Annotated in this window: 9 protein-coding genes; 8 read left to right on the top strand and 1 reads right to left on the bottom strand. The window is 63.7% G+C overall.

The features are described 5' to 3' along the window. The 5 genes from ACK59L_RS15440 to metR all read left to right on the top strand — a co-directional run. The coding region (locus ACK59L_RS15440; protein ID WP_409274546.1) for an amino acid ABC transporter permease at positions 1–570 on the top strand (570 nt) is incomplete at its 5' end. Next, positions 567–1,301, top strand: coding sequence for an amino acid ABC transporter ATP-binding protein (locus ACK59L_RS15435; RefSeq protein ID WP_058605188.1), 735 nt, complete (start codon positions 567–569; stop codon positions 1,299–1,301). The genes ACK59L_RS15440 and ACK59L_RS15435, both read left to right, overlap by 4 nt. 73 nt (positions 1,302–1,374) lie before the next feature. Further along, positions 1,375–3,279, top strand: a complete 1,905-nt coding sequence (locus ACK59L_RS15430; RefSeq protein ID WP_196136182.1) for an ATP-binding protein — start codon at positions 1,375–1,377, stop codon at positions 3,277–3,279. Continuing rightward, positions 3,276–4,604, top strand: coding sequence for a sigma-54 dependent transcriptional regulator (locus ACK59L_RS15425; protein WP_027915364.1), 1,329 nt, complete (start codon positions 3,276–3,278; stop codon positions 4,602–4,604). The genes ACK59L_RS15430 and ACK59L_RS15425 overlap by 4 nt, the downstream gene beginning before the upstream one ends. 117 nt (positions 4,605–4,721) lie before the next feature. After that, complete coding sequence (gene metR, locus ACK59L_RS15420) at positions 4,722–5,639, top strand: transcriptional regulator MetR (protein WP_023535218.1); 918 nt, start codon at positions 4,722–4,724, stop codon at positions 5,637–5,639. On the opposite strand, the gene ACK59L_RS15415 is transcribed toward metR, so the two are convergent. Beyond that, the gene (locus ACK59L_RS15415; RefSeq protein ID WP_196136180.1) at positions 5,623–6,036 is read right to left on the bottom strand and encodes an NUDIX domain-containing protein; all 414 of its coding nucleotides are present in this window, start codon (positions 6,034–6,036) and stop codon (positions 5,623–5,625) included. The genes metR and ACK59L_RS15415 overlap by 17 nt on opposite strands. Positions 6,037–6,168: 132 nt before the next feature. Between ACK59L_RS15415 and ACK59L_RS15410 the strand changes: the two genes are divergently transcribed. The 3 genes from ACK59L_RS15410 (at position 6,169) to ACK59L_RS15400 (ending at position 15,421) form a co-directional block, all read left to right on the top strand. After that, entirely contained in the window at positions 6,169–10,497 is a 4,329-nt protein-coding gene (locus ACK59L_RS15410) for a DNA glycosylase AlkZ-like family protein (protein WP_409274542.1), read from the top strand. Positions 10,498–10,526: 29 nt separating this feature from the next. Then, a complete protein-coding gene (locus ACK59L_RS15405) occupies positions 10,527–12,146 on the top strand; it encodes an FMN-binding glutamate synthase family protein (protein ID WP_144966336.1) in 1,620 nt (539 codons plus the stop codon). 125 nt (positions 12,147–12,271) lie between these two features. After that, a complete protein-coding gene (locus ACK59L_RS15400) occupies positions 12,272–15,421 on the top strand; it encodes a transglycosylase domain-containing protein (RefSeq protein ID WP_409274540.1) in 3,150 nt (1,049 codons plus the stop codon). Positions 15,422–15,494 lie beyond the last annotated feature (73 nt).

Below are 15,494 nucleotides of genomic sequence, written 5' to 3'. Positions count from 1 at the left end.
GTGCTGGGCACCCTGCTGGCGCTGATGCGCCTGTCGTCGAATAAACTGCTGTCCAGGCTGGCCGGCGCCTACGTCAACTATTTCCGCTCGATCCCCTTGCTGCTGGTGATCACCTGGTTCTACCTGGCGGTGCCGTTCGTGCTGCGCTGGATCACCGGGCAGGACACGCCGGTGGGGGCCTTCACCTCCTGTGTGGTCGCCTTCATGATGTTCGAGGCGGCCTACTTCTGCGAAATCGTGCGTGCCGGTGTGCAATCGATCTCCAAAGGCCAGATGGGCGCAGCCCAGGCATTGGGCATGACTTATGGCCAGACCATGCGCCTGATCATCCTGCCCCAGGCGTTCCGCAAGATGACACCGTTGCTGCTGCAGCAAAGCATCATCCTGTTCCAGGACACGTCCCTGGTCTACACGGTAGGCCTGGTCGACTTCCTCAACTCGGCACGCTCCAACGGCGACATCATCGGGCGCTCCCATGAGTTCCTGATCTTCGCCGGCGTCGTGTACTTCATTATCAGCTTCTCCGCTTCGTGGCTGGTCAAGCGCCTGCAAAAAAGGATCACCGTATGATTTCCATCAAGAACGTCAACAAGTGGTACGGAGACTTCCAGGTGCTGACCGACTGCAGCACCGAGGTCAAGAAAGGTGAGGTGGTGGTGGTGTGCGGGCCTTCGGGGTCGGGCAAGTCCACCCTGATCAAGTGTGTGAACGCGCTGGAGCCTTTCCAGAAAGGTGACATCGTGGTCGACGGCACTTCGATCGCCGATTCCAAGACCAACCTGCCCAAACTGCGCTCGCGCGTGGGCATGGTCTTCCAGCATTTCGAGCTGTTCCCCCACCTGACCATCACCGAAAACCTGACCATTGCCCAGCGCAAGGTATTGGGCCGCAGTGAAGCCGAAGCCACCAAGAAGGGCCTGGCCCTGCTCGACCGCGTCGGCTTGAGTGCCCACGCCAAGAAGCACCCCGGGCAGTTGTCCGGCGGCCAGCAGCAACGGGTTGCCATTGCGCGAGCATTGTCCATGGACCCGATCGTCATGCTGTTCGACGAGCCCACCTCGGCCCTGGACCCGGAGATGGTCAACGAAGTGCTGGACGTGATGGTCGAGCTTGCCCACGAAGGCATGACCATGATGTGCGTGACCCACGAAATGGGCTTTGCCCGCAAAGTGGCCAACCGCGTGATTTTCATGGACAAGGGGCACATCATCGAGGATTGCCAGAAGGAAGATTTCTTCGGCAACCCCGAAGGCCGTCACGAACGCACCCAGCACTTCCTGAGCAAGATCCTTCAGCACTGATCCTGCCTCATCGAGCCGCTCGGCCCCGCCGCCCTTCCGGGCAGCGGGCGCTGGCCGTGACGAGGTCACTGTGATGAAATGCGACCCCTCGCTCCTGTTACCTGCCAAGCCTGCCGTGAAAGCCCGCCTTGTTCGCCAACTGCTGTTACCCCCGCTGATCATCCTGCTGATGATCGGGCTGGGCATGGCCGGGTTCCTGATCAGCGAGAGCAACGGCATACGCGTGCTCAGTGAAAATGGCGAGCGCCAGTTGGAATTGCATGCGCGTACGGTCGAGAGCGAAATCAGCAAGTACACCTACCTTCCCAGCCTGCTGGAACTCGAAGACAGTGTGTCGCACCTGCTGACCGACCCTGATGGTGGCTCACGGCAAACCGTCAACGAATACCTCGAAGGCCTCAACCGGCGCAGCCGCAGCCGTGCGATCTTCGTGCTCGATACCCAAGGACGGGTGCAGGCCACCAGCAACTGGCGCGATACCGACTCATTCCTGGGCGAGGACCTGTCGTTTCGCGCGTATTTCCAGACCGCCGTGCGTGGCGAACCCGGGCGCTTCTACGGCATCGGCAGCACCACGGGCGAAGCTGGCTACTACCTGGCCCATGGGCTCGAGGAGCACGGCAAAATCATCGGCGTGGCCGTGATCAAGGTGCGTCTCGATACCCTGGAGGAACGTTGGCAGCGCGCCCGTCTGGAAGCGTTCGTCAGCGACGAGAACGGGATCATCATTCTTTCCAGCGATCCGGCTCGACGCCTCAAATCGGTGCGTCCACTGACCCCGCAAACCAAGGAGCGCCTGGCGCGCAGCCTGCAATACTACTGGTGGCCGCTCAATGAGCTAGAACCGCTGGGGCGCGAGACCCTGGCCGACGGGGTAGAAAAGCTGACCTTCCCGGCCAACAGCGAAACGGCCCAGGGCAACCCCCATGAGGTGGCCTACCTGGCCCAGACACGTCGCCTGGTCGATACACCCTGGCACTTCACGCTGCTCACGCCGCTTCAGGATCTGCGTCGCGAGTCCATGGTGCAGGGCATCCTGGTCGGTGTGGCGTTTGCCTTGCTGACCATTCTGGGCATCGCCTGGAACGAGCGGCGCAAAGTCATCGCTACCCGCCTGGCAGCGCGCGAGGCGCTGGAGCAAGCCAATAGCCAGCTCGAGCGCCGCATCGCCGAGCGTACGGCCGACCTGCGGGCCAGCAACGAACGGCTCAAGGGGCAGATACGCGAGCGCCGTCATGCCGAGCAGACCCTACGCCAGGCGCAAGACGAACTGGTTCAGGCTGGCAAGCTGGCAGCCATCGGACAGATGTCCACCAGTATCGCCCACGAACTCAATCAACCCTTGGCGGCGCTGCGTACCTTGTCGGGCAACACCGTTCGGTTCATCGAACGCGGCGCACTGGAGACCGCCAGTACCAACCTGCGTACCATCAATGGCCTGGTCGACCGCATGGGCCGCATCACCGCCAGCCTGCGTTCATTCGCCCGACGCAGTGACGACAGCGGCCAGGCCGCGGTGGCCAAGGCGGTCGAAGCCAGCCTGCAGGTGCTGGCAGAACGCATCAACAGCAGCCACCTGCAGGTGCACCGCCATTATCAGGACCTGCAGTTGGCCATCGACCAGACCCGGCTGGAGCAGATCCTGGTCAACCTCATCGGCAACGCCCTGGATGCCATGGCTGTCCAGCCCCAACCAGCCTTATGGCTCGAAGGTGAACTGCAGGGGGACAAATACCGCTTGCAGGTGCGCGACAACGGCCATGGCATCGATCCAGAGGCACGCAAGCATCTTTTCGAACCGTTCTTCACCACCAAGCCGGGCGACAATGGCCTTGGCCTGGGCCTGACCCTCTCGGCCAGCCTTGCTGCGGCCGCCAAGGGCAGCCTCAGTGTCGAGCACCCTGCCAGCGGCGGCACAGCTTTCGTGCTGATCCTGCCCTTGGCCTCCACCCCCAGCGAATCGGCAGACTCTCCATGACCCAAGCGCCCCTTACCGTTCTGATCGTCGAAGACGACCCCCATGTCCTTCTTGGGTGCCAGCAGGCACTGGCGCTGGAGGACATCGGTTGCGAAGGCGTAGGCAGTGCCGAACAGGCGCTCGAGCGCATTGGCGATGACTTTGCCGGCATCGTGGTCAGCGACATTCGCCTGCCGGGTATCGACGGCCTCGAACTGCTTAACCGTCTCAAGGCGCGCGACCGCAGCCTGCCGGTGGTATTGATCACCGGGCACGGTGATATCGACATGGCTGTCGGCGCCATGCGCAACGGCGCGTATGACTTCATGGAAAAGCCCTTCTCCCCCGAGCGGCTGGTCGATGTGGTGCGCCGTGCGCTCGAGCAACGCGGCCTGTCCCGCGAAGTCTCGGCGCTGCGCCGCCAGCTTGCCGGGCAGAGCAGCCTGGAGGGGCGCATCATCGGTCGTTCGCCCGCCATGCAGCACCTACGCGAACTGATCGCCAACGTGGCCGATACCTCCGCCAATGTGCTGATCGAAGGTGAGACAGGCACCGGCAAGGAACTGGTGGCCCGCTGCCTGCATGACTTCAGCCGTCGCCAGGGCCAGCCCTTCGTGGCATTGAACTGCGGTGGCCTGCCCGAGAACCTGTTCGAAAGCGAGATATTCGGCCATGAAGCCAACGCCTTCACCGGTGCTGGCAAACGGCGTATCGGCAAGATCGAGCACGCCAACGGCGGCACGCTGTTTCTCGATGAAGTGGAAAGCATGCCGATCAACCTTCAGATCAAACTGTTGCGGGTGCTCCAGGAGCGCACCTTGGAACGGCTCGGCTCGAACCAGAGCATTCCAGTGGATTGCCGGCTCATCGCGGCGACCAAGGCCGATCTCGACAGCCTGGGTCAGAGCGGGCAGTTTCGCAGCGACCTGTATTACCGCCTGAACGTGGTGACCCTCGAACTGCCACCGCTGCGCGAACGCCGCGAAGACATCCTGCAGCTGTTCGAACACTTCCTGCAGCAATCGGCGCTGCGGTTCGACCGGGAGACGCCCACCCTGGACAGCCAGACACTGTCACGGCTGATGGCCCATGACTGGCCGGGCAACGTGCGCGAACTGCGCAATGTGGCCGAGCGCTATGCACTAGGGCTGCCCGCGTTCAAGAAAGGCCCCACGGGCACCAGCAGCCAAGGGCTGGGCTTTGCCGAGGCCGTGGAGGCCTTCGAGCGCAACCTGCTCAGTGACGCCTTGCAGCGTACCGGGGGCAACCTGAGCCAGGCCAGCCAGGAATTGGGCATGGCGAAGACCACGTTGTTCGACAAGGTCAAGAAATACGGGCTAGGTTGATGGACCGAGGCGCTGCAATGCGCCAGTCAATAGGCAAGGCACAGTCGACAGCGGCGGCAACATGAGGGAAACTCAACTCCAAGATGTTTACCCTCAGCCCTACCTTCGGAGTTAGCTGTGCTGGAGATCCGCCACCTGAAAACCCTTCATGCCCTGCGTGAAGCAGACAGCCTGGTCGAAGCGGCCGAGCGGCTGCACCTGACCCAGTCGGCCTTGTCCCACCAGTTCAAGGAACTGGAAGAGCGCCTGGGCCTGACGTTGTTCGTGCGCAAGAGCAAGCCCATTCGCTTCACCAGCGCAGGGCTGCGCCTGCTGCAACTGGCCGACGCCACGCTCCCCCTGCTGCGTGGCGCCGAGCGGGATATCGCCAGACTGGCCGGGGGCACTGCCGGTCGCTTGCACATGGCCATCGAATGCCACAGCTGCTTCCAGTGGCTGATGCCCACCATCGATCAGTTCCGTGATGCCTGGCCTGAAGTGGAACTGGACCTGGCCTCAGGCTTTGCGTTCGCGCCCCTGCCCGCCTTGGCCCGTGGTGACCTGGACCTGGTGGTGACCTCCGATCCCCTGGACCTGGCCGGCATTACCTACGTTCCCCTGTTCACCTACGAAGCCATGCTGGCGGTGGCCAACCAACATCCGTTGGCCAGCAAACCCTACATGGTGCCCCAGGACCTGGCGGACCAGACCCTGATCACCTATCCGGTGGAGCGTGACCGTCTGGACATCTTCACCCGCTTCCTGGAGCCAGCCGACATCGAGCCCGCGGCCGTACGCACCTCGGAGCTTACGGTCATGATGATGCAGTTGGTGGCCAGCGGCCGCGGCGTGTGCGGCATGCCCCATTGGGCCTTGCACGAATACAGCTCGCGCGGTTACGTCAAAGGTAAGCGCCTGGGCGAAAAAGGCCTGTTCGCGACACTCTATGCAGCCGTGCGCACCGACATGCTAGATGCACCCTATATGCGCGATTTTCTGCTGACGGCCAAAGACACTTCGTTCGCCACCCTCGACGGGGTCAGTGCGGTGCGCTGAGCAACTGGCGGTACAGTGGCAGGATCAGGTCACGGGTCAGGGGCGCCAGGGGCATTTCTGGCGTCTGGTCAGCGGCCAACCAAGTGATCTCCTCGATTTCGGCCGCCGGCATTACCGATGCCGCGCAGTCCACCCGGAACAGCTCGGCCTGCACCTCGAACCCTGGCTCATTGGCTGCCGGGGCGCTGAACTGACCAAGGCGCACGGCCTTGGCGGGGTCGATCTGCAGGCCCAGTTCCTCGTGCAGCTCACGGGCCAACGCTTGAACCGGGGTTTCTCCGGCATCGATCTTGCCGCCCGGCTGCATGAATGCCTGAGTGCCGCGCTTGCGCACCAGCAGCGTGCGACCTTGCGAGTCCAGCAATAAGGCGGCGGCAATGCGGATGATATTGGCCATGGGTGATCTCCCTGAAAATGGGCGGCGAGCATCCCATGCCTCCCCAGCCGTGACAAGGCCACTGCCAGGTTTGGACGTGGGCAGACGAATGGCCACTTGCCAACCCGGCCGGGACCCTTCATAACCTTTCCAATGACGCTTCCTGCCGCCAACCATCCCGTATTCGAGCTGTTCCATCCAGGCGTTGCGGCCTGGTTCTCAGGCCGTTATCCGTCGGTGACCGATGCCCAGGCTCAGGCCTGGCCGCTCATCCAGGCCGGTCAGTCCGTGCTGCTGGCAGCGCCGACCGGCTCAGGCAAGACGCTCAGTGCGTTTCTGGCGGTGCTCGACCGGCTGTTTCGCCAGGGGCTGGAGCAGGGCGGCACATTGCCCGCCCGCACGCAGGTCGTCTACGTATCGCCCTTGAAAGCCCTGTCCAACGACATCCGTTTGAACCTGCAAATACCGCTGGAGGGCATCCAGCGCACGCTCCAGGCGCAAGGGCACGCAGCCCCCACCATCACCACGGCGGTGCGCACTGGTGATACGCCCCAGAAAGAACGCATCGCCATGCGCAAGCAGGCACCGCATGTTCTGGTCACGACCCCTGAGTCCCTGTACGTGCTGATGGGTTCGGCCTCTGGACGTGAAGGCCTGCGTACGGTGCACACCGTCATCGTCGATGAGATCCATGCCCTGGCCGGCAACAAGCGCGGTTGCCACCTGGCGCTGACCCTCGAACGCCTGCAAGCGTTGTGCGACCGTCCGCTGCGACGCATCGGCCTGTCTGCTACCCAGCGTCCGGTCGAGCGGGTGGCGCAGTTTCTGGTGGGCAGCGGGCGCGCCTGTGCCATCGTCGATGTAGGGCACGCCCGCCAGCGTGACCTGGCCATCGAAATCCCACCCGTGCCACTGGGGGCGGTGCTCGACCAGGATGCCTGGGGGCTGGTGTACGATCGTCTGGCCGAACTGGCCCGTGCGCATCGCACCACCCTGGTGTTCGTCAACACCCGGCGGCTGGCCGAGCGCATCACCCGTCACTTGAGCGATCGGTTGGGCGCGGCTGCGGTGGCCGCTCACCACGGCAGCCTGTCCAAGGAAAGGCGCCTGAGCGCCGAGCAGCGCCTGAAGGCGGGCGAGCTGCAGGTGCTGGTGGCCACGGCCTCGCTGGAACTTGGCATCGACATCGGCGACATCGACCTGGTGTGCCAGATCGCCTCACCCGGCTCGATCGCAGCGTTCCTGCAGCGCGTGGGGCGTGCAGGGCATCAGGTGGACGGGGTGCCCAAAGGACGGCTGTTCGCGACATCGCGAGACGACTTGATCGAGTGCGTGGCGCTGCTCGATTGCGTGCGCCGCGGCGAGTTGGATGAAGTGCAGGTACCAAAGGCCCCGTTGGATGTGCTGGCCCAGCAGATCGTCGCCGAGGCCAGCAACCAGCCTTGGCACGAGCGAGCGCTGTTCGACTGCCTGCGCCAGGCCATGCCGTTCGAAACGTTGGCGTACGAATATTACGACGCCTTGCTTGGCATGCTTGCAGAAGGCTACAACGGCCGCCAGGGCGTGCGCGGTGCCTACCTGCACCGCGATGCCGTCAGCGCCATGGTGCGAGGGCGCCGTGGCAGCCAACTCACCGCCTTGACCAGTGGCGGGACGATTCCCGACAACGCCGACTACGCCGTCGTGCTCGAACCTCAGGCGCTGAACATCGGCAGTGTCAACGAAGACTTCGCCGTGGAGAGCATTGCTGGCGACATCTTCCAGCTAGGCAACGCGTCTTATCGCATCCTGCGCGTGGAGGCCGGGCGGGTCCGGGTCGAAGACGCCCACGGCCAGCCCCCCACGATTCCGTTCTGGCTGGGCGAAGCCCCTGGCCGCAGCCGCGAGCTCAGCGCCGCCGTGGCCAGGCTGCAAGGGCAGATCGATGAGCGCCTGCAACACGCCGATGGCTCGCTGGCGCATGTGCTGGCCTGGCTGCAAGCCACGTTCGAACTGGACGCCAGCTGTGCCGAGCAGTTGCTGGACTACCTGGCCCGCACCCAGCAGGTATTGGGCGCCCTGCCCTCCCAGGACACCCTGGTGATGGAGCGTTTCTTCGACGAGTCAGGCGGCACGCAGCTGATCATTCATTCGCCGTTCGGTAGCCGCATCAACCGCGCCTGGGGTTTGGCCCTGCGCAAGCGGTTCTGCCGTACCTTCAATGTCGAGCTGCAAGCGGCAGCCAGTGAAGATGCCATCGTGCTGTCGCTGTCTACCAGCCACAGCTTTGTCCTCGACGAGGTGTGGCGCTACCTCGACAGCCGCAGCGCCGAGCAGGTGCTGATCCAGGCAGTGCTCGATGCCCCGCTGTTCGGTGTCCGCTGGCGCTGGAACGCGGGTGTGGCCATGGCCTTGCCGCGCTTTGCCGGTGGTCGCAAGGTTGCACCGCAGATCCAGCGCATGAAGAGCGAAGACCTGATCGCCTCGGTGTTTCCCGATCAGATCGCCTGCCTTGAAAATCTGTCCGGCGAACGGCACGTACCGGACCACCCGCTGGTTCGTCAGACCCTCGACGATTGCCTGCACGACGCCATGGATTGCGACGGTTGGCTGGCTTTGCTGCGGCGCATGGAAAGCGGTGCCGTGCGCCTGCTGGCGCGCGACCTGCCGGCGCCCTCGCCGCTGGCGTCAGCCATTCTCAATGCCAGGCCCTACACCTTTCTGGATGACGCCCCGCTCGAAGAGCGCCGTACCCAGGCGGTGCTCAATCGCCGCTGGGCGGATGTGCAGTCAGGCGATGAGCTGGGTGCGCTGGATGCGGACGCCATTGCGGCAGTGGCAGCCGAGGCCTGGCCGCAGCCGGTCAACGCGGATGAAATGCATGAAGCGCTGATGAGCCTGGGCGCCATCAGCCAGCCCGAAGCTCAGGCAGGCGCACGCTGGCGTACGCTGCTTGATCAGCTTGCCAAGCGGGGCCGAGCCGTCTACCTGCCCGAGCAGAAGTTGTGGCTGGCCCGTGAGCGCCTGACGCTGCTGCAAGCCGTCTACCCCGATTGCCGCCTGTCGCCCGTGGTCGAGCCACTGCCAGGCTTCGATCAGCCAGTGGACCACGACCTGGCGCTGCCCGAACTGCTGCGTGCCCGGCTCAGCGGTCATGGGCCTGCCACCGTTGCCCAGCTTGCGACGCCGCTGGGCAAGTCCATCGCTGATGTGGAGCAGGCATTGGCCCGGCTCGAGGCCCAAGGCCATGTGCTCAGGGGGCATTTCAGCCCAGATGCAATTGACAATCAATGGTGCGAACGCCACCTGCTGGCGCGTATCCACCGCTATACCGTCAAACGTCTGCGCCGGGAGATCGAGCCGGTCAGCCTGCAGGACTTCATGCGTTTCCTGTTCCACTGGCAACACCTTGATCCGGGGCAACGGTTGCAAGGGCCGCAGGCGCTGCCTGTTGTGCTGGCCCAACTGCAGGGGTTTCCAAGTGCGGCCGGGGCGTGGGAAGCCGAAGTGCTGCCTGCACGCGTGCGCGATTACAGCCCCAGCTGGCTCGACGAGGCCTGCCGCAGCGGGCAATTCGCCTGGAGCCGGTTGGCAAGTACCATGTCAGCCAGCACGGTGGCCAGCACGCCCGTGGTGTTGCTGCCTCGCGAACACCTGCAGCTGTGGCGAAGCCTGGCCCCACCCCCGTGCCTCGACACCTTGGGACCACGTGCCCAGCGGGTGCATGGCGCCCTGAAAACCCGGGGTGCGCTGTTTTTCGACGAGCTGGCCCAAGAGGCCCGTCTGCTCCCCAGCGAACTGGAAACGGCCTTGCAGGCGCTGGTTGGCGCTGGCCTGGCCAATGCCGACAGCTTCACCGGGCTGCGTAGCCTGATCGCGCCGGCCGCCCGGCGCACCGCGCGTCGGCCGCGCTTCGGTCACCTGCCCTTGTCCAGCAGCATGGCTTATGCAGGGCGCTGGGCCCTGCTGCCGCGCAGCGAAGCCGCGCCGGATCAGGATCAGCACATCGAAAGCATCGCTCGCCTGCTGCTGCAGCGCTACGGGGTGATGTGCTGGCGCCTGCTGGCGCGTGAGAGCGATGTGTTGCCGCCCTGGCGTGACCTGCTGCGCTGCTACCAGCGCCTGGAGGCGCGTGGGGAAATACGGGGTGGGCGCTTCATTGCCGGGTTATCCGGCGAGCAGTTCGCCTTGCCCGAGGCCGTGGCCATGCTGCGCCAAGTTCGCCGGCAAGCGGCGGACGGCACGTTGGTGCTGGTCAGTGCCAGCGATCCGCTGAACCTGATCGGCACGTTGCTGCCGGGGGCCAAGGTACCGGCCACCAGCGGCAACCGCCTGCTCTACCGCGACGGCGTACCGGTGGCTGCGCGGGTGGGTAAGCGCTACGACTATCTGGTCGAAGCTTGCGCGGCGCAGCAGGTGCAGTGGCGACAGCTGCTGCTGCGCGACACGGCCTTTGCAGCGACGGACAAGTTGGCTATGGTCGGGGCTCACCTCAGGCCGTGAGCCTGACCGAGCCATCGCAAGGACCCTGTATGAGCCTGTCACTTCTCAGCCGTTATGCGGTGTTCGCCGTCTGCATCGTGTTTACCCTGGCCACCCTGCCATTGATTCATCACCACTGGCTTTGGCCGTTCACCCTGACAACAGGCTTGCTCAGCCTGATAGGCCTGTTCGACCTGTTGCAAAAACGCCACGCCGTGCGTCGCAACTACCCGATCCTGGGCAATATTCGCTACCTGGTGGAAACCATTCGCCCGGAAATCCGCCAGTATCTGCTCGAAGCAGACAGCGACGCCCTGCCCTTCTCCCGTGCCCAGCGCTCGCTGGTCTATTCCCGGGCCAAGAACCAGGTCTCGGACAAGCCGTTCGGCACCCTGATCGACGTCTACGCGTCGGGCTTCGAGTTCATCGGTCACTCCATGCGCCCGGCGCCTCTGGCTGACCCGGCGAGCTTTCGCATCACCATCGGCGGCCCGCAGTGCAGCCAGCCGTACTCAGCCTCGATCTTCAACATCTCCGCCATGAGTTTTGGCTCGCTCAGCGCCAACGCCATTCGCGCGTTGAACCAAGGCGCGAAGCTGGGCAACTTTCACCACGACACCGGTGAGGGCAGCATCAGCCCCTACCATCGCGAGCACGGCGGCGACCTGGTATGGGAACTGGGCAGCGGGTATTTCGGGTGCCGTACTTCGGACGGTCGTTTCGATCCGCAGGCATTTGCCGCACAGGCGCGCAGCCCGCAGGTGCGCATGATCGAGGTCAAGATGAGCCAGGGCGCAAAGCCTGGGCATGGCGGCATTCTGCCCAAGCACAAGGTCACCCAGGAAATTGCCGAAACCCGCGGCGTCCCGCTGGGCGAAGACTGCATCTCGCCGTCGCGGCACAGCGCGTTTTCAACACCCATCGAAATGATGCAGTTCATCGCCCAACTGCGTGAGCTGTCGGGCGGCAAACCGGTGGGGTTCAAGCTCTGCCTGGGTCACCCGTGGGAATTCATGGGCATTGCCAAAGCCATGCTGGAAACCGGCATCCTGCCCGACTTCATCGTGATCGATGGCAAGGAAGGCGGCACCGGAGCCGCCCCCGTGGAGTTCACCGACCATATCGGTGTGCCGCTGCGCGAAGGCCTGTTGTTCGTGCACAACACCTTGGTGGGCTTGAACCTTCGCGACAAGATCAAGCTCGGTGCCAGCGGCAAGATCGTCAGCGCCTTCGACATTGCCAGCGTCCTGGCCATCGGTGCGGATTGGGCCAATGCTGCGCGGGGGTTCATGTTCGCCATCGGCTGCATCCAGTCCCAGAGTTGCCACACCAACAAGTGCCCCACCGGTGTGGCCACGCAGGATCCGCTGCGCCAGCGTGCCCTGGTGGTGCCGGACAAAGCCGAACGGGTGCTCAACTTCCATCGCAACACCCTGCGTGCCTTGGCCGAGATGCTGGCTGCTGCCGGGCTGGAACACCCGTCGCAGCTCGAAGCCAAGCACTTGGTACGCCGCATTTCAGCCACCGAGATCAAGCTGTTCTCGCAAATGCATGTGTTCCTGAAGCCCGGCGAGCTACTGACCGGCGAGGTCGATGGGCAATTCTATTCGCGTATGTGGCAACTGGCCCGGGCGGACAGCTTCGAGCCCAACAGCGAGGTAGCCGCCTGAATGCTTGAGCGCGGCCAAGCCGCGCACCCGCTTTATTACGCAGTTTCCACAAAATTTTCACATACCCGGCGCAACGTCTAAGCTCCAGGCAAGCAAGATGAAAATACCTGGTTGGATAGACGATTATGGGCGCACTGTGGCAAACGGAACCAAACACCAAGCAAGCACCCGAACAAACGCCTGCCGAGACGCCAGAACCCAAGTCCCCTCGTCAGCGCCGGCTATGGTGGCGCCTGATCATCCTGATTCTGCTGGTGGCAGCTGGCGCGGTCGGCTTCGCGGCCTATGAAGAGTTCCGCACCTCCGAGCTGCAATCGCGCGAGTTCAGCAAGCTGGCAAGCACCCTGACCTACTCGCTTCAGCCCGGCCCCAGCGATTCGATCGTGTACCCAGGCGAAGGACCGTTCGACAAGCGCCTGGGCTACAGCTCGCTCGGCGAGTTCCTGCCCCGCCTGCTCAAACGCGATTACCTGATCAGCCAACAAGTGCGCTTCTCGCCGGCGCTGGTCAACTACGTCGATCATGGGCTGTTCGCGCCCTACATCGAAAAGGTCCAGGCAGGCCTGGCGATCACCGATTGCCGGGGCGACATGCTGTACCAGTATCAGTATCCCCAGTACCTGTACCCGGACTTCGCCTCGATTCCCTCGGTGGTGGTCAACAGCTTGCTGTTCATCGAGAACCGCGACCTGCTCGATACCCGTGATCCGCGCAACAACCCGGCGGTGGACTGGCCCCGTTTCGCCAAGGCGGCCTACAGCCAGATCGCGCGCTACCTGGCCCTGCCTGGCCAATCTGCCGGTGGCAGTACCCTGGCTACCCAGCTGGAGAAGTATCGCCATTCACCTGACGGGTTGACCGTGTCGGGCGCCGAGAAGATCAGGCAGATGATTTCTGCCAGCGTGCGCGCCTACCAGGGCGGGCCGGACACCACCGAGGCGCGCCAGCGTATCGTGCGTGACTACCTCAACAGCGTGCCGCTGTCCGCCGTGCCGGGTCATGGCGAGGTGCACGGCATGGCCGAAGGCCTGCGCGTGTGGTACGGGGCAGACTTCGAGCAAGTCAACAAAGCGCTCAATGACACCGCCACGGACGCACAGAGCCTGTCGGCCCGTGGCCTTGCGCTGCGTCAGGTGCTGTCGTTGATGATCGCCCAGCGCCGGCCCTCGCACTACCTCTCCAAGGGGCGCCTCGAACTCGCCGAGCTGACCGACGCCCATGTCCGCGTGCTGGCCGCGAACCAGATCATCCCTCAGGCGCTGGCCGATGCCGCATTGGCCAGCAAGGCTGTCTACCGTGACTGGGTCGCGCAGCCGACCATCGTGCCGATCGTCACCAACAAGGGCATCAGCCTGGCCCGCAACCGTCTTTCGGCCATGCTCAACCGTCCGCTGTACGACCTCGATCGCCTGGACCTTTCTGCCACCAGCACCTTGCAGGCTGACCTGCAGCTGCAAGTCAGCGAGTACCTCAAGCATCTGGCCGACCCGGCCTTTGCCGCGCAGATCGGCCTGATCGGCGAACGTCTGCTGACCGCCAAAACCACCGACCAGGTCAGCTACAGTTTCACCCTGTTCGAGCGCACGGCCGATGGCTCACGCGTGCGGGTACAGACGGACAGCACTGACCAGCCATTCGACATCAACGAAGGCAGCAAGCTGGAACTGGGGTCCACCGCCAAGCTTCGGGTGCTGACCACCTACCTGGAAATCGTCGCCGAGCTGCATGACAAGTACGCCGGCAAGCCTGTGGCCGAGCTGAAGAACGTCGAGGTCGCCGACCTGGATGTGATCAGCCGCTGGTCACTGGGCTGGCTGATGCAAAACAGCAAAAACCAGAGCCTGGACGCCATGCTCGATGCCGCCCTTGAGCGCAAGTATTCGGCCAGTACCGGAGAATCGTTCTTCACCGGGGGCGGTATGCACGTGTTCAACAACTTCCGCAAGGAAGACAACGGCCGCAACCCTACCCTCAAGGACGCCCTGCGCGAATCGATCAACCTGCCGTTCATCCGACTGATGCGCGACGTGGTGCGCTACGTTACCTATCAGCAGCCACTGAACAGGGTGCCGCTGCTCAAGGATGATGCTGACCCACGCCGGCAGGAGTACCTGGCAAAGTTCGCCGACAAGGAAGGGACCAGCTACCTGATGCGTTTCTGGCGCAAGTACCAGCGCAAGACCTCGCAGCAGCGCCTGGACACCTTCCTCGACAGCATGCGCGTGACCCCCCAACGTCTGGCGGCCGTGCACCGCTACCTGTTCCCCGAGGCCGGCCAGGCCACGTTCAATGCCTTCGTACGGGCCCATAGCAAAGACAACAAGCTCGCACAAAGCAAGCTGACCGACGATCGCCTGGTACAGATGTACGATGCCTACGGCCCGGGGCGGTACAACCTGCCTGACCAGGGCTTCATCGCCAAGGTCCACCCGCTGGACCTGTGGCTGCTGGGTTATTTGCTCAAGCATCCGGCATCGACCTTGAGTGAAATGATCAACGCCAGTCGCTTCGAGCGCCAGGAGGTCTACAGCTGGCTGTTCAAGAGCCGCCACCAGGGTGCACGGGACAGCCGCATCCGGACCATGGTGGAAATCGAGGCGTTTCTCGACATTCACCAGCGCTGGAAGCGGGTCGGCTATCCCTTCGATCACCTGGTCCCGTCGCTGGCGACCGCTATCGGCAGCTCCGGTGACCGGCCTGCCGCGCTTTCCGAACTGGTGGGCATCATCCAGAACGACGGAGTACGGCTGCCGACACTGCGCATCGATACCCTGCACTTTGCAGCGGATACGCCCTACGAAACCAAACTGATCAGCGACCCGGACCGTGGTGTGCGGATACTGCCGGTCGAAGTGGCGCGAGCCCTCAAGGGCGCCATGTCGCAAGTGGTGGACGCGGGTACCGCGCGGCGCATCTCCGGCAGCTTCATGCTCAAGGACGGCACGCCTCTGGTCATGGGCGGCAAGACCGGAACGGGCGACAACCGCATCGAAAGCTTTGGCGCCGGGGGCCGCCTGATAGGCTCACGGTCGCTGAACCGCACCGCGACGTTCGTATTCTTCCTGGGCGACAACCACTTCGGCACCTTGACCGCCTTCGTGCCTGGGCGCTCGGCGGAGGCCTTCAAGTTCACGTCTGCATTACCGGTGCAGGTGCTCAAGGGCATGGCGCCGATTCTCATGCCGTACTTGCAGCCTGGCAACCCTAACGAATGCATCCCCCCACAGCGGTCAAACGCCGTCGCGGGTTCACCTGAGGATATATCGAACGGGTAGATAAGAATCATCAGCATTTGTGGCTTGCCGAAGAGACATCTTGAGTACTATCTTGAGATATATCTTAAACAGG

This window comes from Pseudomonas sp. KCJK9111, assembly GCF_046231935.1.
Taxonomy (GTDB): Bacteria; Pseudomonadota; Gammaproteobacteria; order Pseudomonadales; family Pseudomonadaceae; genus Aquipseudomonas; species Aquipseudomonas parafulva_B.
The sequence above is the reverse complement of the archived record's forward strand: the minus strand, read 5'-3'. Positions and strand labels throughout refer to the sequence as shown.

Excerpts from the sequence above, each read along its gene's own strand:
- ACK59L_RS15435 (WP_058605188.1), top strand. The coding sequence starts at position 567 with ATGATTTCCATCAAGAACGTCAACAAGTGGTACGGAGACTTCCAGGTG.
- ACK59L_RS15430 (WP_196136182.1), top strand. The coding sequence starts at position 1,375 with ATGAAATGCGACCCCTCGCTCCTGTTACCTGCCAAGCCTGCCGTGAAA.
- ACK59L_RS15425 (WP_027915364.1), top strand. The coding sequence starts at position 3,276 with ATGACCCAAGCGCCCCTTACCGTTCTGATCGTCGAAGACGACCCCCAT.
- ACK59L_RS15415 (WP_196136180.1), bottom strand. The coding sequence starts at position 6,036 with ATGGCCAATATCATCCGCATTGCCGCCGCCTTATTGCTGGACTCGCAA.
- ACK59L_RS15410 (WP_409274542.1), top strand. The coding sequence starts at position 6,169 with ATGACGCTTCCTGCCGCCAACCATCCCGTATTCGAGCTGTTCCATCCA.
- ACK59L_RS15405 (WP_144966336.1), top strand. The coding sequence starts at position 10,527 with ATGAGCCTGTCACTTCTCAGCCGTTATGCGGTGTTCGCCGTCTGCATC.
- ACK59L_RS15400 (WP_409274540.1), top strand. The coding sequence starts at position 12,272 with ATGGGCGCACTGTGGCAAACGGAACCAAACACCAAGCAAGCACCCGAA.